Annotated in this window: 18 protein-coding genes and 1 tRNA gene; 8 read left to right on the top strand and 11 right to left on the bottom strand. The window is 59.4% G+C overall.

The genetic code is table 11. The features are described 5' to 3' along the window. Positions 1-17: 17 nt before the first annotated feature. Both ACG74X_RS10560 and ACG74X_RS10555 read left to right on the top strand, forming a co-directional pair. On the top strand, positions 18-1,652 hold the full coding sequence (locus ACG74X_RS10560; protein WP_411234657.1) for a SulP family inorganic anion transporter: 1,635 nt from the start codon (positions 18-20) through the stop codon (positions 1,650-1,652). A 146-nt stretch (positions 1,653-1,798) separates the two neighbouring features. Next, positions 1,799-2,365: a hypothetical protein gene (locus ACG74X_RS10555; protein WP_411234655.1), complete on the top strand. Its 567-nt coding sequence runs from the start codon at positions 1,799-1,801 to the stop codon at positions 2,363-2,365. Between the two features lie 92 nt (positions 2,366-2,457). On the opposite strand, the gene ACG74X_RS10550 is transcribed toward ACG74X_RS10555, so the two are convergent. The 3 genes from ACG74X_RS10550 to ACG74X_RS10540 all read right to left on the bottom strand — a co-directional run bounded on the left by ACG74X_RS10550 (position 2,458) and on the right by ACG74X_RS10540 (position 3,901). Next, the gene (locus ACG74X_RS10550; RefSeq protein WP_411234654.1) at positions 2,458-2,802 is read right to left on the bottom strand and encodes a Lin0512 family protein; all 345 of its coding nucleotides are present in this window, start codon (positions 2,800-2,802) and stop codon (positions 2,458-2,460) included. Then, positions 2,799-3,149 (bottom strand): Lin0512 family protein, encoded by a 351-nt coding sequence (locus ACG74X_RS10545; RefSeq protein ID WP_411234653.1) that lies wholly within the window; start codon positions 3,147-3,149, stop codon positions 2,799-2,801. The genes ACG74X_RS10550 and ACG74X_RS10545 overlap by 4 nt, the downstream gene beginning before the upstream one ends. Before the next feature lie 146 nt (positions 3,150-3,295). Next, on the bottom strand, positions 3,296-3,901 hold the full coding sequence (locus ACG74X_RS10540; protein ID WP_411234651.1) for a flavin reductase family protein: 606 nt from the start codon (positions 3,899-3,901) through the stop codon (positions 3,296-3,298). Between the two features lie 98 nt (positions 3,902-3,999). Here ACG74X_RS10540 and ACG74X_RS10535 point away from each other — a divergent pair, with 98 nt between their 5' ends. Both ACG74X_RS10535 and ACG74X_RS10530 read left to right on the top strand, forming a co-directional pair. Next, positions 4,000-4,485 (top strand): GNAT family N-acetyltransferase, encoded by a 486-nt coding sequence (locus tag ACG74X_RS10535; protein WP_411234649.1) that lies wholly within the window; start codon positions 4,000-4,002, stop codon positions 4,483-4,485. A gap of 31 nt (positions 4,486-4,516) precedes the next feature. Then, a complete protein-coding gene (locus ACG74X_RS10530; protein WP_411234648.1) occupies positions 4,517-5,266 on the top strand; it encodes an EcsC family protein in 750 nt (249 codons plus the stop codon). Between the two features lie 482 nt (positions 5,267-5,748). Here ACG74X_RS10530 and ptsP read toward each other — a convergent pair whose 3' ends face one another. From ptsP to ACG74X_RS10490, 8 genes are all read right to left on the bottom strand, one after another. Further along, positions 5,749-7,989, bottom strand: a complete 2,241-nt coding sequence (gene ptsP, locus ACG74X_RS10525) for a phosphoenolpyruvate--protein phosphotransferase (protein ID WP_411234647.1) — start codon at positions 7,987-7,989, stop codon at positions 5,749-5,751. A 47-nt stretch (positions 7,990-8,036) separates the two neighbouring features. Further along, a complete protein-coding gene (locus tag ACG74X_RS10520) occupies positions 8,037-9,275 on the bottom strand; it encodes an aspartate kinase (protein ID WP_411234646.1) in 1,239 nt (412 codons plus the stop codon). Positions 9,276-9,396: 121 nt separating this feature from the next. After that, positions 9,397-10,047, bottom strand: a complete 651-nt coding sequence (locus ACG74X_RS10515) for an SDR family NAD(P)-dependent oxidoreductase (RefSeq protein ID WP_411234644.1) — start codon at positions 10,045-10,047, stop codon at positions 9,397-9,399. Continuing rightward, positions 10,047-10,481, bottom strand: a complete 435-nt coding sequence (locus ACG74X_RS10510) for a DUF1178 family protein (RefSeq protein ID WP_411234643.1) — start codon at positions 10,479-10,481, stop codon at positions 10,047-10,049. Before ACG74X_RS10510 ends, ACG74X_RS10515 begins: the two co-directional genes overlap by 1 nt. A gap of 74 nt (positions 10,482-10,555) precedes the next feature. Continuing rightward, a complete protein-coding gene (locus ACG74X_RS10505) occupies positions 10,556-11,770 on the bottom strand; it encodes a 3-deoxy-D-manno-octulosonic acid transferase (RefSeq protein WP_411234642.1) in 1,215 nt (404 codons plus the stop codon). 32 nt (positions 11,771-11,802) lie between these two features. Continuing rightward, positions 11,803-12,945 (bottom strand): glycosyltransferase, encoded by a 1,143-nt coding sequence (locus ACG74X_RS10500; RefSeq protein ID WP_411234640.1) that lies wholly within the window; start codon positions 12,943-12,945, stop codon positions 11,803-11,805. A 127-nt stretch (positions 12,946-13,072) separates the two neighbouring features. Beyond that, positions 13,073-14,347, bottom strand: coding sequence for a methyltransferase domain-containing protein (locus tag ACG74X_RS10495; protein ID WP_411234638.1), 1,275 nt, complete (start codon positions 14,345-14,347; stop codon positions 13,073-13,075). Between the two features lie 79 nt (positions 14,348-14,426). After that, a tRNA-Thr gene (locus tag ACG74X_RS10490) sits at positions 14,427-14,501 on the bottom strand. Positions 14,502-14,600: 99 nt separating this feature from the next. Between ACG74X_RS10490 and ACG74X_RS10485 the strand changes: the two genes are divergently transcribed. From ACG74X_RS10485 to ACG74X_RS10470, 4 genes are read left to right on the top strand one after another with little or no spacing between them, the layout of a single operon-like run. Next, the gene (locus ACG74X_RS10485; protein ID WP_411234637.1) at positions 14,601-14,774 is read left to right on the top strand and encodes a hypothetical protein; all 174 of its coding nucleotides are present in this window, start codon (positions 14,601-14,603) and stop codon (positions 14,772-14,774) included. A gap of 5 nt (positions 14,775-14,779) precedes the next feature. After that, a complete protein-coding gene (gene murA, locus ACG74X_RS10480) occupies positions 14,780-16,051 on the top strand; it encodes a UDP-N-acetylglucosamine 1-carboxyvinyltransferase (RefSeq protein ID WP_411234635.1) in 1,272 nt (423 codons plus the stop codon). Next, positions 16,048-16,518 (top strand): DUF2948 family protein, encoded by a 471-nt coding sequence (locus tag ACG74X_RS10475; RefSeq protein WP_411234633.1) that lies wholly within the window; start codon positions 16,048-16,050, stop codon positions 16,516-16,518. The genes murA and ACG74X_RS10475 overlap by 4 nt, the downstream gene beginning before the upstream one ends. Next, a complete protein-coding gene (locus ACG74X_RS10470; RefSeq protein WP_411234632.1) occupies positions 16,518-17,033 on the top strand; it encodes a GNAT family N-acetyltransferase in 516 nt (171 codons plus the stop codon). Before ACG74X_RS10475 ends, ACG74X_RS10470 begins: the two co-directional genes overlap by 1 nt. Positions 17,034-17,082 lie beyond the last annotated feature (49 nt).

The raw sequence follows: 17,082 nt of genomic DNA, 5'->3' as shown, positions 1-17,082 counted from the left end.
GCCGTATGTGAGTCTTCATGCCCAAAGGTCTGCTGGCAGCTTTTGCCAATCGCCTCGCCATTCCCGATCTCAGTCTGATGCCGAAAGAGCGTCTGACCCCGGCGCGTATCCGGATAGAACTGTTGTCCGGCCTGACCGTCGCGCTGGCGCTGGTGCCCGAAGCGGTGGCCTTTGCCTTTGTGGCCGGTGTCCACCCGCTGGTCGGCCTCTATGCCGCCTTTATCGTCGGTCTGATCACCGCCGTGATCGGTGGGCGACCCGGCATGATCTCGGGCGCGACCGGCGCGCTGGCGGTTGTGATGGTGGCGCTGGTGGCGGAACACGGCGTTGAATATCTCTTTGCGACGGTTGTGCTCATGGGGGTGCTGCAACTCATCGCGGGGGCGCTCAGATGGGGGAAATTCATCCGACTCGTGCCGCATCCGGTGATGCTTGGCTTTGTCAACGGCCTGGCCATCGTGATCTTTCTTGCCCAATTGGGCCAGTTCAAGGTGCCGGGATCAGTGGAAAACACCGGCCACGGCATGGGGGGCGGCGAATGGCTGTCTGGTATGCCGCTCTATCTGATGCTGGGCCTCACCGTTCTGACAATGGCGATCATCTGGTTTATGCCGCGCCTCAGCCGCGTTGTGCCTGCGCCGTTGGTCGGTATTGCGGTTGTCGCGGCTCTGGTCATTGGCTTCAATCTTGACGTGCCGCGCGTGGGCGATCTGGCCTCTATCCAGGGCGGTTTGCCCAGCTTCCACATCCCGACGGTTCCGCTCACTTGGGAAACCTTCGAAATCATCTTCCCGTATGCCGTCATCCTCGCTGCGATCGGCCTGATCGAATCGCTGCTCACGCTCAACCTTGTCGGCGAAATCACTGGCGAACGTGGCGGCGCAAGCCAGGAATGTATCGCGCAAGGTGTCGCCAACACGGTCACCGGCTTTTTCGGCGGTATGGGCGGCTGCGCGATGATCGGTCAGTCGATGATCAACGTCAAATCCGGCGGGCGCACACGGCTTGCCGGTATCGCGGCAGCCCTGTTTCTGCTGATCTTCATCATGTTTGCCGCGCCCCTGATCGAACTGATCCCGCTGGCCGCGCTGGTGGGTGTGATGTTCATGGTGGTGATTGGTACCTTCGCGTGGAACTCGCTGACCATCCTGCGCAAAGTGCCGCTGACCGATGCGTTCGTCATCCTGCTGGTCACCGTTGTCACCGTCCTCGAAGACCTCGCCGTGGCGGTGGTTGTCGGTGTGATCGTGTCGGCGCTGGCCTATGCGTGGAACAACGCCCGCCGCATTCACGCCATCACCCGCGACAGCACGACTGAGAAGGGTGCGAAAGTCTATGAGATTCAAGGGCCTCTGTTCTTCGGCTCATCCGATGGCTTTACCGAGATTTTCGATGTCGCAAACGATCCCGACCTCGTGATCGCCGATTTCACCCAAAGCCGCGTCGTGGACCAATCGGCGCTTCAAGCCATCGAAGCCGTCGCAGGCAAATACGAAGCCGCCGGCAAACAACTCCAACTCCGCCACCTGAGCCGCGACTGCCACAAATTGCTGTCCAAGGCAGGCCACCTTGTTGTCGAAAACGACGATGATCCGGACTACGCGCTGGCCGTGGATTACGGTGTAAAAACCGGCATTCTCGGCGACCATTAACGTGTGGCTCTAAAAGAGCCGCACGCCCGCATCATTGCGCGGCATCACCAGTCAACGGCAGCTTCGAGCCCTGAGTGACCGATGCTGCACCCGTCGCAAATGGCTGCTATACGCCTAGAGCGTTGTTCGGGATTGGAGTCGCTGGAATGCCCAGATATGTATCAATTCCTGAAGCGGCCTTAGTGCTGCGAACCGCGAAACGTGTGCTCGTGGTGGGGTGTTCGGGTGGCGGAAAGAGCACGCTCTCTCTCAAGATATCGGAACGCTTTGACTTAGAGTATCTATCCTACGATCGAGACGTCCGCTGGCTGCCCGGCTGGCAAGTCCGAGACCGCGAGGAGCAACGCGTGATTGTTGCCGATTTGGTGACAAGGGATCGGTGGGTCATGGACGGCACAACTGTATCGACATTCGATCTCCGTCTCCCTCGCGCTGATCTCTTGATATGGGTTCGAGTTCCGCGACGTGTCGCATTGGGCGGAGTCGCGCGAAGAGTTCTCGCTAACCACGGCAGAGTTCGGATCGACATGGCCGAAGGATGCCCTGAGCAGTTACCTGATCGCGAGTTCCTGACCTTCATCTGGACTTTCGAGACGCGGGTGGCGCCTCGCATAGCGAGTGGCATTGATCGCTTCGGATCGAACGTTCCAGTGGTAACACTTTCGTCGCGGAGCGAGTTCGCGTCATTGTTTGATCTCGAGAAACAAAAATGACCGTGCTGAAAAAAGTCTCCTTGCGAACAGCGGACCTTGTTTTGTTGATGCTGAACGGCAGCAAAGTCCCGCATGGCCGCCACAAGCATCGCTCACACCTGGATTGGCAAAAACGCTTCGACTGCAGCCGTTGCCATGACAAGTACGGTCCCGTTATCAGGGTTGGTCACATTTAATCCGCCCTCGACCGCCTGCACACTGGCCCGGCCGCGCGGCAGGTTTTCTGCCAAGGCCGCACAATCGACTTGCGATGGATCAGCCACACCAACGGTCACCTGCACCCGCATCTGGTCATGCGGCAGGCCCGTGGCCTCGAACAGCGGGATAGACGAATGCCGGATCGCGTCCTCGATCGCACGGGCGGCGGCTTTGGTGTAATCCATCCCATACTGGTCGTTGCCCATCCCCATCTCGATGATAAAGCGCTGATCGCTCATGCCGCGCCCTCCACATCCAGCGCGACCGAGATCGCGACATTGGCAATGACCGTCGGTGTGCCACCATCGGATCGCGGCACGTCAAGCCCGCCTGTGCGCGGCACGACGGTGACCTGACCGTACGGAAAAAGCGTACGAAGCGTATCAATGTCGATCTGATCGGGCTGCTGCACACCCACCTCAACCGTGATCTGCATCTCGGATTTGTCCTTGCCATAAAGCTCGGCCAGGTTGATCGAATTGTGCCAAAGCGCGTCCCGTACGGCGCGCGACGCCGCTTCGGTATAATCCTGACGCCGCAGCGATGATCCCATGCCAAATTCGGTTAGAAGTCTTTTGAGTGCCATGTCGTATTAACCTTTTGTTAAAGGACCGGACCGGACCTTTTGTTTCGCGCGCGAAACAATTCGAACCGGTTGTTCCTCTGGCATACAAACCATCCGGGGAATGGTTTGAGGTGAGAATGGGCGGAGCCCTGGGAATGCGTGCTGACCTATTCTCCGGGCCGTTTGAGGCTGAATTTCTCGCGGATCACCGAATAATCGCGGTAGCCCATGCGGGTCAGAGGATTGAAACTCAGCACATCAAAGATCCCGTCCTTGATGCAATCATCGCGCATATGCACGCCAGTGACCTCGCCGAACACGGTGAAATTCGCCTCACCGGGCAATTGCACGATCTGGGTCAGTTTGCATTCCAGCGTTGCGGGTGCGTTGGCGACGCGCGGACATGCGATGGTGTCGCATTCGGCTTTGTCGATACCTGCGAGTTCGAATTCATCCACCGATTTGTCCCACGCGCCCGAGCTTTGGTTCATCACATCGCGCATCGCGTATTCGACAATATTCACCGCAAAAACACCGGTTTCCCGAATGTGCGCCACACTGTCTTTGGTATCGCCACGATCCGATTTGGCCGAGGTCGAGGCAAACATCACCTGCGGTGGCACATAGGCCACGGCGTTGAAAAACGAATAGGGGGCCAGATTGTCCCGCCCGTCAGAGCCGCGGGTCGAAATCCACCCGATGGGCCGAGGCGTGACAATGGCGTTGAACGGGTTATGAGGCAGGCCGTGGCCGTCTTCGGGGCGGTAGAACATTGAGATCCGGTTCCTTGTTTGCCGAACATTTCCCGGCGTGATAGGCGGTTTCACAGCGGAATGCACGGGGGGTGCATGCGGAATAACAGACCGAGATTATGTTCACCCTGAACCCGGAAACCGAACAAGACTGGTGGGAGGTCGAAGCGCTCTATGACTTGTGTTTCGCACCGGGCCGAGAGGCGTTGTCGTCTTATCGGTTGCGTGACGCCGCAGAGCCGGTGCGCGCGCTGTCACGGGTGGCGCGCGATGATCAGGGCATTCTGGGCGGCGCGATCCGGTATTGGCCGGTTCAGGTGGGGGACGCCAAGAGCTTGTTGCTCGGCCCCATCGCGGTACACCCAACCGCACAAGGCGAAGGTCTGGGCGGCGCGCTGATCCGCGACAGCGTTGATCAGGCGCGCAATGACGGGTGGGAACGGGTGCTGCTGGTGGGCGATGCGCCATATTATCAGCGCTTTGGATTTCAGCCTTTAAGCGGCGTGCTGATGCCGCCTCCGACAAACCCGGCGCGGGTTCTGGGGCTGGCCTTGCAACCTGGTGCCTGGGATGTCGTTCAGGGGCCTGTGACACCTGCGTCTTGATAAGGGCGGCCAAAGCCCCAATCTTATGGTTATGACCGGATCTGACCTTGTCCAACTGGACACACAAACCGCCATTGCCGAACTTGCCCGCCGTCACAAGGCTGCAGGGGGCGTTGGCATGCAAGTCCTCAATATGATTGGCGGCCGTGCCGAGAACCTGTTGGAGCGGTTGCCTGACCCGGTGAAAACCGGATTGGAGGGGGCGACGGAACGGGCTTTGATGGTGGCGCTGCACACTGCGAAACAATCGCGGGGGCTTGTGCCGGACCAGAAAGGCTGGCTCAACACAGCGGTGACAACCGCGATGGGGGCTGTTGGCGGTGCCGGGGGGTTGCCCACGGCGCTGGCAGAGCTGCCGGTGACCACAACGGTTTTGCTGCGAACCGTGCAGGGGATCGCCACCGAGTATGATTTTGACCCCAATGATCCCGATGTCCTTGCCGATTGCCTGACTGTGTTTGCCAGCGCTGGTCCATTAGAGGCCGACGACGGGGCGAACACCGCGTTTTTCAGCACCCGTGTGACCCTGACCGGGGCGGCTGTTCACGGTATCCTGAAATCGGTATCACCACGATTGGCGACAGTTCTGGGCCAAAAGCTTGCCGCGCAGACCGTGCCGATCCTGGGGGCTGCTGCGGGGGCGGCAACAAATTATGCGTTCACCAGTTATTATCAGGAAATGGCGCATGTGCATTTCGGTCTGCGGCGTCTGGCGATTGAGAGCGGTCAATCCGAGACGCTGTTGGTGGAAGATCTGAAGCGGACATTGAAAACTCTGTAATTTGTGTAAATCGCCCGTCCGCTTCACGATATCTTAACGTTAATAGCTCAAATTGAGTATGTTCCCGGCAGGTTTCGGGGCAAGAGCGGACGGGGCGCTTTGGGCCACTTTATGATCCGGCACCGGACCATTGCGCACCCGTTCGCCCGCAATCACTGTGATAGCACGCGAAGCGGAGCATCCGATTTTGATCAGCCAGAAGGGCTGAAGCGCGCAGTCAGAGGATTGTAAACTCAGGGTTCGGGCAAAGATAGGACTTTGCCCGAACCCTGTTTCCTGTTTCGAGTGCGGCGGCATCAAGATCGCGTTTGTGCACCAATTTTCGAAAGCATTCGTGAGCAATGGTCGGTTCGGGTTCTTTTGGTTGTTTGAACACCGGTCCGGTCAGCAAAGGGCTTGAGACATGGCCATGACCCCCTGAAATACCGACTCTTCAAACGGCCAGATGTGCTGTATGCCGCCACTCAGATGGCGTGAAGCGGTCAGCTAAGTCCGCGCAAATACTCCATAACGGCAGGCCGCACGGATTGTTCGCCCGCGTCGCGTGCATCGTGAATCACCGTGCGTACATCGTCCAGATTGCAGCGGCGCAACAAGTGTTTCACCGGGCCGATAGAGGCGGGGCGCATGGACAGGGCGTTCAGCCCGATGGCAGCAAGGCACAGGGCCTCGACCGGGCGTCCGGCGTCTTCGCCGCAGAACGACAGGGGCGTGTTGGTGGCCGTGCAGCGGGCAACGATATCTTCGAGGAATGTCAGAAAACTGACATTTAGCGTATCGTAACGGCGTCGGACACGTTCGTTTTCGCGGTCGGCAGCAAAGAAGAATTGCTTGAGATCGTTGCCGCCGATCGACACAAACTCGACCTCCTCGTAGAATTTCTTGCACGCAAAGGCGAGGGAAGGGGTTTCCAGCATCGCACCGATTTCAAGCTGTTCGGGCAGGACGTGGCCCAGCTTGCTTTCGCGGGCGATGGCTTTGTCCACTTCGGCGCGAGCGGCGGTGTATTCTTCGTATTGCGCAACAAAGGGGAACATGATCGACAGCGGGCGGCCATTGGCGGCGCGCAGAAGCGCTTGCAGCTGCATCCGCATCACTCCCGGTTTATCCAGCCCGACCCGAATGGCGCGCCAGCCCAGGGCCGGGTTGGGTTCATCCTGCGCCTGCATATAGGGCAGAACCTTGTCTGATCCGATATCCAGTGTGCGGAACACTACGCGTTTGCCCTGGGCGGCATCCAGTACCCGAGCGTACAGGGCGGCCAGTTCGTTGCGCTTGGGCATCTGGCTGCGCACCAGAAATTGCAGTTCGGTACGGAACAGACCGACGCCCTCGGCTCCGGAGCTTTCCAGCGACGGAAGGTCCGCCATCAGCCCTGCATTCATGTCGAGCCGGATGGTTTTGCCGCAGAGCGTGATCGCCGATTTGTCGCGGATCGACGCATAGCGTTCCTGCGCCTTGGCTTGCATCGCCATTTTATCGCGGAACGCGGTGACCACCGTGTCGTCGGGGCGCAGATGGACAATACCCTGATCGCCATCCAGCATCACATGATCGCCGTTCAACGCTTCGTTCTGGATGCGCTTTACGTGGATCACCAGCGGGATGGCAAGGGCACGGGCGACAATGGCCGCGTGGCTGCCCACCGAGCCCTCCTCGAGGATGATCCCCTTGAGCTTGCGCCCATATTCCAGCAATTCACCGGGCCCGATATTGCGCGCCACAAGGATCGGGCTTTCGGGCAGGTCGGCCCCTGTTTGCACCCCTTGGCCGGTCAGGATGCGCAGCAGGCGGTTTGACAGGTCGTCAAGATCCTGCAGGCGTTCGCGCAGATATGGATCATTCGCCTGGGACATGCGGGCGCGCACGTCGGATTGTTCCTTTTCCACGGCGGCTTCGGCGCTCAGGCCACGGTCGATGTTTTCCTCCATGCGGCGCAGCCAGCCTTTGGAATTGGCGAACATCCGGTATGCTTCGAGCACCTGAACCTGTTCGGTGTCTTCCACGGCACCTGCCAGCAATTGATCAACGCTGATGCGCAGGTTTTCGACCGCTTCGAGCAGACGCGCGCGTTCCCGTGCGGGATCATCCCCCACCAGATTTGTCACAACCACACGCGGTTCATGCAGCCAGACATGACCCTCGGCCGTGCCCTCCTGTGCGGTCGAGCCGCGCAACAAGACCGGTTCGGTGTGGCGCGCGCGCAACGCGGCCCCTTCGCCGACAAACGCGCCCAATTCGGTCATTTCAGCCAGCACCATGGCCACAACTTCGAGCGCATAGATTTCATCCGCGATAAATTCGCGGGCTTGCTTGGATTGCACCACCAGAACGCCCAGCTTTTCTCCCAGTCTCTGGATCGGGATGCCAAGGAAGCTGGAATAAATCTCTTCGCCTGTTTCCGCCATATACCGGAACCCGCGCGCAGACGGGGCGTTGGCGGTGTTGACGATTTTGCCGGTTCGGGCGACGCGCCCGACCAGGCCTTCGCCCAGCTTCATCCGGGTCTGGTGAACCGCTTCGGGCTTGAGACCCTGCGTTGCACACAGTTCAAGCGTTTCTTCATCGCGGAAAAGATAGATCGAGCACACCTCGGTGCCCATCGAATCCGCGGTCAGATGGGTGATCTGATCCAACCGTTCCTGACCGGCGGTCTCGTTGGCCATTGTGTCGCGCAGCCGCCCAAGCAGTTTGCGGCTTTCGCTTTCGGCGCGCTCAACCATGTAGTGCCCCTTGCGGACCGGCCTGCGTGACGCGCTGTGTCACGTGATCAGGCGGCGTTTTCCAATTCGAACGCATCATGCAGTGCTTGGACGGCAAGTTCCATGTATTTCCGGTCGATCAGTACGGAAATTTTTATCTCGGAGGTTGTAATGACCTTGATGTTGATCCCCTCTGCCGAGAGGACCTCGAACATTTTTGCAGCGACGCCAGTGTGACTGCGCATGCCGATGCCGACAACCGAGATTTTGGCGACCGCTGTGTCGGCAACAATGTCGTGGAAGTTGATGTCGCCCCGCTCTTTGGCGTCTTTCATGGCCTTTTCTGCGCGCGCCACCTGATCGGTTGGGCATGAAAACGTCATGTCGGTGCGGCCCTCTTCCGAGATGTTCTGCACGATCATGTCGACATTCACGCCGGCTTCGGACAGCGGGGTAAAGATCGCGGCCGCGATGCCCGGACGATCGGCGACTGACACCAGGGTCATCTTGGCCTCGTCGCGGGAATAGGCCACACCAGCCACAACATTGCTTTCCATGATATCCTCCTCATCGCAGACCAAGGTGCCGGCCTTGTCTGATTGTTCTTCAAAACTGCTGAGCACGCGCAGTTTGACCTTGTAGCGCATCGCCAATTCAACCGAGCGGGTTTGCAGAACCTTGGCCCCAAGCGATGCAAGTTCCAGCATCTCTTCAAACGCAATGCGGTCCAGCTTGCGGGCTTTTTCACAGATACGCGGATCGGTGGTGTAGACGCCATCGACATCTGTATAAATATCACAGCGTTCTGCCCCGAAGGCCGCGGCAAAAGCGACGGCTGTGGTATCAGATCCGCCGCGTCCAAGCGTGGTGATGCGGCCATCCGGGCCGATGCCCTGAAATCCGGCGATCACGGCAACGCGCATGCCTTCATCGAATTTCTGCAAGATGTTTTCCGGCGGGATATCTTCGATCCGCGCGGCGGCGTGGGCCGAGGTGGTTTTGACCGGCACCTGCCATCCTTGCCAGCTGCGGGCCGGCACATCCATTTCCTGAAGTGTCAACGCCATAAGACCGGCGGTGACATTTTCCCCCGAGCTGACCACAGCGTCGTATTCGCGCGCATCAAACAGCGGAGACGTGTCGTTCACAAACCCCACCAGTTTGTTCGTCTCACCCGACATTGCCGAAACGATGACGATGACATCGTAGCTTTTGGAAACCTCGACGCCAATGCGCTTTGCCACGCGCTTGATCCGATCAAGCGTCGCAACAGACGTTCCGCCGAATTTCATCACGAGAATGGGCATTCTGGCCTCCCCGGGGTCAAACTTGCCGGTCCTTTACGTGGGGTGGCGCAAGGGTGCAAGAGCAGGCCGCGTGCGGTGGCGCATTGCGGGGCGGTTTATGATCAAGCCTGTGCGTGTATGGTCAGAACGGCATCGGATCGCCGTTCCACATTTCAAAACACCCGGTGGTGTTTAGGGACAGGTGGTCAAATCGGTCGAACAGGCCGGTGGCCGATTGTTCGGTGCTGATTGATGCGGCGCTGGAGCCCATGTCGGTGCGCACCCATCCGGGATGGTAGATGCCCACAGCGATATTGCGGGTCTTGAGGTCTACAGCCAGGTTGCGCCCCAGATTGACAGCCGCCGCTTTGGACGCGCGATAGACGTAGTTCTGACCGCCAGCGCGTTCGCTTGATCCCATTTGCGAGGAAATAATCGCAATCTTGGGGGTTTTGGACAATGCCAGATTGGGCAGAAACGCCATCGCGGTCAGGTACACGCCGGTGACATTTGTGGCGAATGTGTCGGCCCAAAGTTGCGTATCGGTCAGGCGATCGGCGGGCTGGCCCTTTTCCAGAAAGACACCAGAATTGCAGACCAGAAGGTCAATTGGCGTTTCGGCAAGCTGTGCGGCCAAAGCGGTGACGCTGTCCGGATCGGTGACATCCATAGGGCGCAAGGTCGGATCGTCTGTTGCGCGGGTGGTCCCGATGACATCATGCCCGCGCGCTTGGGCCTTGGCGAAAAGCGCGGCACCGATGCCGCGATTGGCACCTGTAATCAGGACGGCCATCAATTCGTCTTTCGCGTTGGTGTAAACGGAAGTGGCGCAATGGGGACGCCGTCCTCGACCAGCTTTTTGGCGTCTTCGCCGCGCGCTTCGCCCCAGATCGGGCGGTCGGGCGCGTCACCTGAATGGATGGCCCGCGCTTCGGAGGCGAAGTTTTTGCCGACATAATCGGAATTTTTTTCCACGTGCTTTTTCAACTCGGCCAGTGCCTGCTCGGCCGGGCTTGCCGGTTGCGACAGTTTGGGCTTGGCAGGTGTCGGCAGGGTGGCGTCCTTGGTGCTGACGCGCGGGGCCATCATGGCTTTGCTGACATTGGACGATCCACAGACCGCGCAAGTGACCATGCCGGTCGAAAACAGCTTTTCGAACGCCGCGCCGGATTGGAACCAGCTGTCAAACCGGTGATCATTTTCGCATTTCAGTGTGAACTGGATCATATGCGCGTCTCTGTCGGCTGCTCTGCCGTGTTTGTTTTCGTGACCCATCAAGAATAGGCACAGTGGCGCGGACATCAAGCACCGAGTGCGGTGTTAATGTCGCGCAAGAGTGTTTCAAGATCGGTGTCCTGACGCAATGCGGCTTGCGCGGCCTGTCCCATCTGGGCCTGTTTTGCCGGGTCTGACAAGGCAACAACCCCTTTGGCAAGCGCATCTGCCGAGGAGATCATAATCGCCGCATCATGGTCCTGCAGGCGACCATAGGCGGCGCGGAAGTTATGCACGTCCGGACCATGAAGCAGCGCCGAGGCAAAGGCTGCGGGCTCGTATGGGGTGTGGCCGCCACGATCGGACAATGACCCTGCGATAAAGGTTGTGCCCGCCAACTGATACCAGATCGGCATCTCTCCGAACGTATCGGCCAGATAGACATCGGCGGTGTCCGGGGGCGTGCCCTTGCTGCGACGGGCATAGCTGAGCCCGCTTGCCTCTATCAGATCGGCGATGTCATCGCCCCGTTTTGGATGGCGAGGGGCCAGGATCAGTTTGAGCTGCGGAACCGAGTCGCGGGCACGTTTGTGCGCGTCGAGGATCACAGCCTCTTCGCCTGCATGGGTCGAGGCGGCAAGCCATGTGCTGTGGCGATCAAACTGGTCTTCGAGATCGGCAGGTACGGGCATTTCCGGCGGGGTATAAAGGGCTTTTAGATCGAAGACCGGGCCGGTTGCCGCGTCGCGCAATCCCAGCTTGCGGAACCGCGTCTGCGAGGCGGCGTCCTGTGCAGACAGGTAGTCGACACGGTCAAGGACACGGGCGGTCAGCGCCGCAAATCGCGCCCAGCCTTTGGCGGACCGTTCCGTCAGCCGCCCTCCAAGCACCAGAACCGGCCCCGGACAGGTCAGGATGCGCTGGGGCCAGACATCGGTTTCGACGGTGATATAGGCCGTGACCGTCCAGGCGCGGAACATGCGTTGCACCACATGGGGCAGGTCCACCGGGGCGAGGCGGATATCGGTATGCGGCAATGCCCAACGAATGGCCATATCACGTGCGCTGGGCGTGTTGACGGTGATCAGCACATGCCACCCGTCGGCGATCAGCGCGTCGATCACAGGTTTGACCGACCCCAGTTCCCCGTTGGAGGCGGCATGTATCCAAAGCCGTGCAACCCCATCCTTCGGGCCGGACCGCCCCAGCCGATCCCCCAGCGTGGTCCAGTCGCGTCGCAGGCACAGCTTGCCGACCATACCGCCAGCGAGGACCATCATCAAAAGGCGGTAGAGCAGCATCAGTGGCCCTTTTCAGCTGTCTTCTGCGTCCATCAAGCAGCGACGGACAGCGTGTCCAGAATGTGTTTTTCGAGAATCTTCAAAAGCACATGATTGTCAAAACGCGCCTCCGCGGTGCTGCGGGCGCGTCTGGACATCTCGGACAAATCCTGAACGGCAATCGCTTTGGCAATCGCGGCTGCAAACCCGGCTTGGTCATGTTCGTCCACAAGAAACCCGGTTTCGCCTTCGTCAATCGCTTCGGGGATGCCCGCGTGGCGGGTCGAGACGGTGATACATCCGCAGGCCATCGCTTCCTGAATGGCGGTTGGCAGGCCTTCGGTGTTGCCATCCCGCGCGGTGACGGAATGTTGCAAAAAGAACTGCGTGCTCATCAACCGGTCACGGACCGTGTTGTGCGGCTGGGCTCCGTGAAAGCGGATCTTCTGGGCGACACCCAGATCTTCGGCGATGGCGCGGGTCGGTTCAAGCAGCGGGCCGTCACCGATGAAATCAAGCCGGGCCTCTGGCAAATCCCTGGTGGCATCGGCAAAGGCGCGCAGCGTGATCCGGGGGGCTTTCTTTTCGACGAAACGCCCGACCGCCAGAAAACTGAGCGGAACCTTGTCTTGCGGGGCAAATTTCCGGATGTCGACGCCCGACGGGATCACGTTGCTGTTGGGATGCACGATTCCGTTTCGTTCCAGATTGTCCAAAAGGAACCGGGACACAGAGAACACGCCTGTCAGCCGCGGCATCATTTTTCGATAGGCCGCGCGCATGCGTTCCGTGCGAATGGCCTTGGAGGCGTCCGTGCCGCGAAAATAGGTAAAGATCGGGATACCAAGGCTGTTTGCCAGCGGAGCCAACGCCAGCGCCTGTGTGCCGAATTCCGCCAGAATCACGTCGACTTTTTCGTCTCGAAGGAATTTCGTCAGAGCGTCTTTGGCTTCTCCGAAGGGCAGTCGGGATGTGCCGTGCTGCAGACGATTGCGCAAAAGCCACCACGGAGCGACCAGCGCATCGCGGCCAGACAACCCGTCACGGCGCACGAAATAGGATTTTCCATATGGGTTGTCGCCGTGAAAACGACCGCACACCACAACGGTATTGCCACCGAACAGGTGTTCAATATGGCGGTTGATGAAGGTCTCACCACCCAGATGATATTCGCCTGTCGCGATCGCTGCGCGCATGGAAAATGGCCCAAAGGAACAACATGCCGTAGGTATCAGCGCCTTGTGTTGCCAGCAAGGTCTTGCCAGCAAGGTGTTGCCGGCAGACCTGCGGTTTCGTCCGGACAAGACGTCGGCGTCTATGTTGTCAGAAGGCCAAAGCCGATTTTTGCACGGCGACAACCGTGCCCATAACGGGCTGTGTCATCTCGTTTCGCAGGCGCACGCGGTGCATCAGCTTGGGTTTGGGAAAGCCGACGCGGGTCAGTGTCTGACACAGGTAGTCCTGCGAATGTTTATGGCGACCAGAGGGATACAGCTTGAACCGCGCCTGCACAGCCGGGTCGCTTTCATTTTCGACGGTGAACACCAGCCAGCCGCCCGGCACCAGAACATCGTGGAAATTCCCAAACACTGTGTCCAGCGCGCCGAAATAGACCAGAACATCCGCGCAGACGATCATGTCATACTGATCCTCGGGATATGTGGCCCGGATCGAAAGATCGGTGCGCGCAAGCAGATCGTAAATCCCTCGGGCACGCGATTTTTCAAGCATCGCAACAGAAATATCGACGCCCATCAGATGTTTGGCGTAGCCCCGTAGAAAACCGGCGCACAGCCCGGTTCCGCACCCCGCATCCAGCACACGACGCGTCTTTCGCTTGGGCAGACCCAGATCTTGGAGCGCTGCCAACACCATGGCAGGGCCATTATTTTCAAGGGTCTGCAACTTCTCGTCATAGCTGTCTGCGAACCCGTCAAAAAGACCCACCGCCATGCCGTGTTGGTCAAGGTTCGACACGGCCGCGCCATTTGCCGCAAGCAAGTAGTCGATTTTGGCGCGTTGGTTTTTGTCTGTGCATTGACCTTCGGCCAACTTGAGAAGCTTCAACGCGAAATCGCGTGCCTCGAAATGCGAAAAAATTGTCGCTATATGTATGAGGACGTTAAATTTCTCGCTGTTTCGGTCGCAATAAGCCGCTGCGACGGCCTGGGCCTCGTCCAGCCGATCCAGATTGATCAACAACGACACAAGCGCGTTCATGATCTCTTGATCATCCGGAGCGCGCGCATGAGCCTGTTTGCAGTGTGCCAGCGCCTCGTCAATGGCGTCCAAGGACAGCAACAGCTCGGTTCCCGACAGAACACCGGCTGTCGCAATTGTGTCGCGCCGCGCTTCGGCTTGTACCGTTTCAAGCACGACACTCCTGATCTGATCTGCCGCGTCGGTCTCTCCCAAGTCGCGGAGCAAGACGGACAAGACACAGGCGTCCGGTAGCAAAATGTCGCGCGATAAATATTTGCGGCAAATCGCCAGTGCCGCTGCCCGGTCTCCGGCATCAAGCCGCGCGCGCGCCTGTTCCAGCTCTTGTTCAGCGGCGCTCTGAGACGGTGTCTCCGTGTCCGAAACACTCGGTGTCATAAAATCACATATCCAAAATGAACTGCCCCGATCATGCGGTGGGCCATCGCACAAATCCAGCATATTGTTCAGGTTTGGATGGTGCTGCTGGAGAGAATTGAACTCTCGACCTCTCCCTTACCAAGGGAGTGCTCTACCTCTGAGCTACAGCAGCGCCGGGCGCGGTGTTTTGCGTGGCGGGTGAGTAGACGCAAAACCGAAACGGTGCAAGGGCAATCTGGACCCTTTTTCGCCTCTGCGATAGGAAGGCGGCATGACGCAGAAACCTTCATCCGGAAAATCCAAAGCTGAGGCGCGCGAAGACAGGCTTAAGGCGGCGCTGAAAGCCAATCTGGCGCGGCGCAAGGCACAGGCACGCGCGCGGGCCGTGGATGCGGGGGCAAATGACATCAATACAAAGAAAAAACCAACGAGTGAGGGCAGTTAACACCTATGGACCAGATAATAGTGACGGGGAACGGGCCGCTGAATGGCCAGATTCCAATCGCGGGTGCTAAGAACGCCTGTTTGACCCTTATGCCCGCGACGCTTTTGAGTGAAGAGCCGCTGACGCTGACCAATGCCCCCCGTCTGAGCGATATTCGCACCATGACACTGTTGTTGCAGTCCTTGGGTGCCGAGGTGCAGGCGTTGCAGGAGGGGCAGGTGCTTGCGATGTCCAGCCATGATCTGACCTCGCAGCGGGCGGATTATGACATTGTGCGCAAGATGCGGGCGTCGATTCTGGTTCTCGGGCCGCTTCTAGCGCGGTTCGGCCATGCAGAGGTCTCGTTGCCCGGTGGCTGTGCAATTGGCGCGCGGCCGGTGGATTTGCACCTCAAGGCGCTTGAGGCAATGGGCGCGGAGCTTGATCTGCGGGATGGCTATGTCCACGCCAAAGCCCCTGCGGGTGGTCTGCGCGGTGGTCTTGTCGATTTTCCCTTTGTGTCTGTCGGCGCGACCGAAAACGCGTTGATGGCAGCGACCTTGGCCAAAGGCACCACGGTTCTGAAAAACGCGGCGCGCGAGCCGGAAATCGTGGATCTGGCGCGGTGTTTGCAAAAGATGGGCGCGCAAATCGACGGCGAAGGCACGTCAGAGATCACCATCCAGGGTGTGGATCGTCTGGGCGGAGCGACGCACCGGGTGGTCACCGACCGGATCGAACTTGGCACCTATATGCTGGCCCCGGCGATTTGTGGTGGCGAGGTAGAGTGCCTGGGCGGTACGATAGATCTGGTCTCGGCGTTTTGCGAAAAACTGGACGAGGCCGGAATCCATGTGGAGGAAACGCCGAACGGGGTGAAAGTTGCGCGCCGGAATGGGCGTGTGTCCGCTGTTGATGTGACAACCGAGCCCTTTCCGGGGTTTCCGACCGATTTGCAGGCGCAGATGATGGCACTGCTTTGTACGGCCGAGGGGACAAGTGTTCTTGAGGAAAAGATCTTCGAGAATCGGTTTATGCACGCACCGGAATTGATCCGGATGGGCGCGCAGATTGATGTCCAGGGCGGGCATGCAACAGTGACGGGTGTGGACAGGCTTCGCGGTGCCCCGGTGATGGCGACCGATTTGCGTGCGTCGGTGTCGTTGATCCTTGCCGGATTGGCGGCTGAGGGCGACACGGTTGTGAGCCGCGTGTACCACCTTGACCGGGGCTATGAACATGTTGTGCGCAAGCTGTCTGGCGTCGGGGCCAGGATCGAGCGGGTGAAAGAACAATGAGTAGAGACGCCACATTCGAAGACGGGGACGCGCGGCCGCTTCGGCTTGTCGCGATGGATCAAGAGGATCTGCAGGTGCTGTCGGCCTTGTGTCAGGATGCGGTCTTTCCCGCGACCGAGATGCAGTGGCAGCCCAAGCAAAAGCGGTTTGGTATCCTGCTCAATCGCTTCCGCTGGGAGGATATTCCCTTGGCGGACCGTGCCGGACGGACCCCCGAGCGGGTGCAATCCGTGCTGGCGATTGAAAATGTGTCGCGTGTGGCCAGTCAGGGCGTGGAGCGGGGCGATGCGGATACCATCCTGTCCATATTGGCGGTGAATTATGACGACACCGAAGAGGCCGTTTTGCTGACACTGGCCGGTGATGGCGCGCTTCGGCTGTCTGTTGAAGACCTTGAAGTGGCGCTGCGGGATGTGACCAAACCTTACGCGGCTGTTTCTGGCAAAGTGCCGGGCCATCCTGAATGATGATCCGGCGGCTGACGCCGAAAGACCTGTCGGCCTATCGGGCGCTGTGGGCCGAAGGGTTGATGCGGGTGCCAAATGCGTTTCTGTTCAGTGCAGAAGAGGTGCGCCCGATTCCGAACAAAGACGTGGCGCGGATGCTTGAGACATCGCTGACGCTGGGGGCATATGATGACACTGTAAGGCTTGTCGGATTTGTCGCAGCACGGCGCGGCGGGCCGAAACGGGTGCGGCACATGGCGGATATCGGCCCGCTTTATGTGCGGGCCGAGGCCGAACGCCAGGGCTATGGCCGCGCCTTGATGCAGGCTCTTCTGGATGAGCTGCGTAAGGTGGGTGTGGCGCAGGCAGAGCTGGTGGTGGATGTGGACAATACTGCCGCACGGGCGTTGTATAGCTCTATGGGATTTCACGTCTTTGGGCGCAGGCCCCGGTCCGTGATCATCGACGGTGTCGCACGTGATGATGTCCTGATGATCCTGTCTTTGGACGGTGCCGATCTTGCCCGGCCGGGTTGAGGCTTGGGGCGCTGCGGTCTAAGTGTCTGCCGACACCTTTTCCGGAGGC

Origin of the sequence: Marivita sp. S0852, from assembly GCF_046591575.1 — a bacterium.
Classification (GTDB): Bacteria; Pseudomonadota; Alphaproteobacteria; order Rhodobacterales; family Rhodobacteraceae; genus Marivita.
The sequence above is the reverse complement of the archived record's forward strand: the minus strand, read 5'-3'. Positions and strand labels throughout refer to the sequence as shown.

Coding starts and splice junctions, on each gene's coding strand:
- ACG74X_RS10510 (WP_411234643.1), bottom strand. CDS start 10,481: ATGATCCAGTTCACACTGAAATGCGAAAATGATCACCGGTTTGACAGC.
- murA (WP_411234635.1), top strand. CDS start 14,780: ATGGACCAGATAATAGTGACGGGGAACGGGCCGCTGAATGGCCAGATT.
- ACG74X_RS10505 (WP_411234642.1), bottom strand. CDS start 11,770: ATGCTGCTCTACCGCCTTTTGATGATGGTCCTCGCTGGCGGTATGGTC.
- ACG74X_RS10555 (WP_411234655.1), top strand. CDS start 1,799: ATGCCCAGATATGTATCAATTCCTGAAGCGGCCTTAGTGCTGCGAACC.
- ACG74X_RS10500 (WP_411234640.1), bottom strand. CDS start 12,945: ATGCGCGCAGCGATCGCGACAGGCGAATATCATCTGGGTGGTGAGACC.
- ACG74X_RS10540 (WP_411234651.1), bottom strand. CDS start 3,901: ATGTTCTACCGCCCCGAAGACGGCCACGGCCTGCCTCATAACCCGTTC.
- ACG74X_RS10520 (WP_411234646.1), bottom strand. CDS start 9,275: ATGCCCATTCTCGTGATGAAATTCGGCGGAACGTCTGTTGCGACGCTT.
- ACG74X_RS10515 (WP_411234644.1), bottom strand. CDS start 10,047: ATGGCCGTCCTGATTACAGGTGCCAATCGCGGCATCGGTGCCGCGCTT.
- ACG74X_RS10495 (WP_411234638.1), bottom strand. CDS start 14,347: ATGACACCGAGTGTTTCGGACACGGAGACACCGTCTCAGAGCGCCGCT.
- ACG74X_RS10470 (WP_411234632.1), top strand. CDS start 16,518: ATGATCCGGCGGCTGACGCCGAAAGACCTGTCGGCCTATCGGGCGCTG.
- ACG74X_RS10475 (WP_411234633.1), top strand. CDS start 16,048: ATGAGTAGAGACGCCACATTCGAAGACGGGGACGCGCGGCCGCTTCGG.
- ACG74X_RS10550 (WP_411234654.1), bottom strand. CDS start 2,802: ATGAGCGATCAGCGCTTTATCATCGAGATGGGGATGGGCAACGACCAG.
- ACG74X_RS10535 (WP_411234649.1), top strand. CDS start 4,000: ATGTTCACCCTGAACCCGGAAACCGAACAAGACTGGTGGGAGGTCGAA.
- ACG74X_RS10485 (WP_411234637.1), top strand. CDS start 14,601: ATGACGCAGAAACCTTCATCCGGAAAATCCAAAGCTGAGGCGCGCGAA.
- ptsP (WP_411234647.1), bottom strand. CDS start 7,989: ATGGTTGAGCGCGCCGAAAGCGAAAGCCGCAAACTGCTTGGGCGGCTG.
- ACG74X_RS10530 (WP_411234648.1), top strand. CDS start 4,517: ATGACCGGATCTGACCTTGTCCAACTGGACACACAAACCGCCATTGCC.
- ACG74X_RS10545 (WP_411234653.1), bottom strand. CDS start 3,149: ATGGCACTCAAAAGACTTCTAACCGAATTTGGCATGGGATCATCGCTG.
- ACG74X_RS10560 (WP_411234657.1), top strand. CDS start 18: ATGCCCAAAGGTCTGCTGGCAGCTTTTGCCAATCGCCTCGCCATTCCC.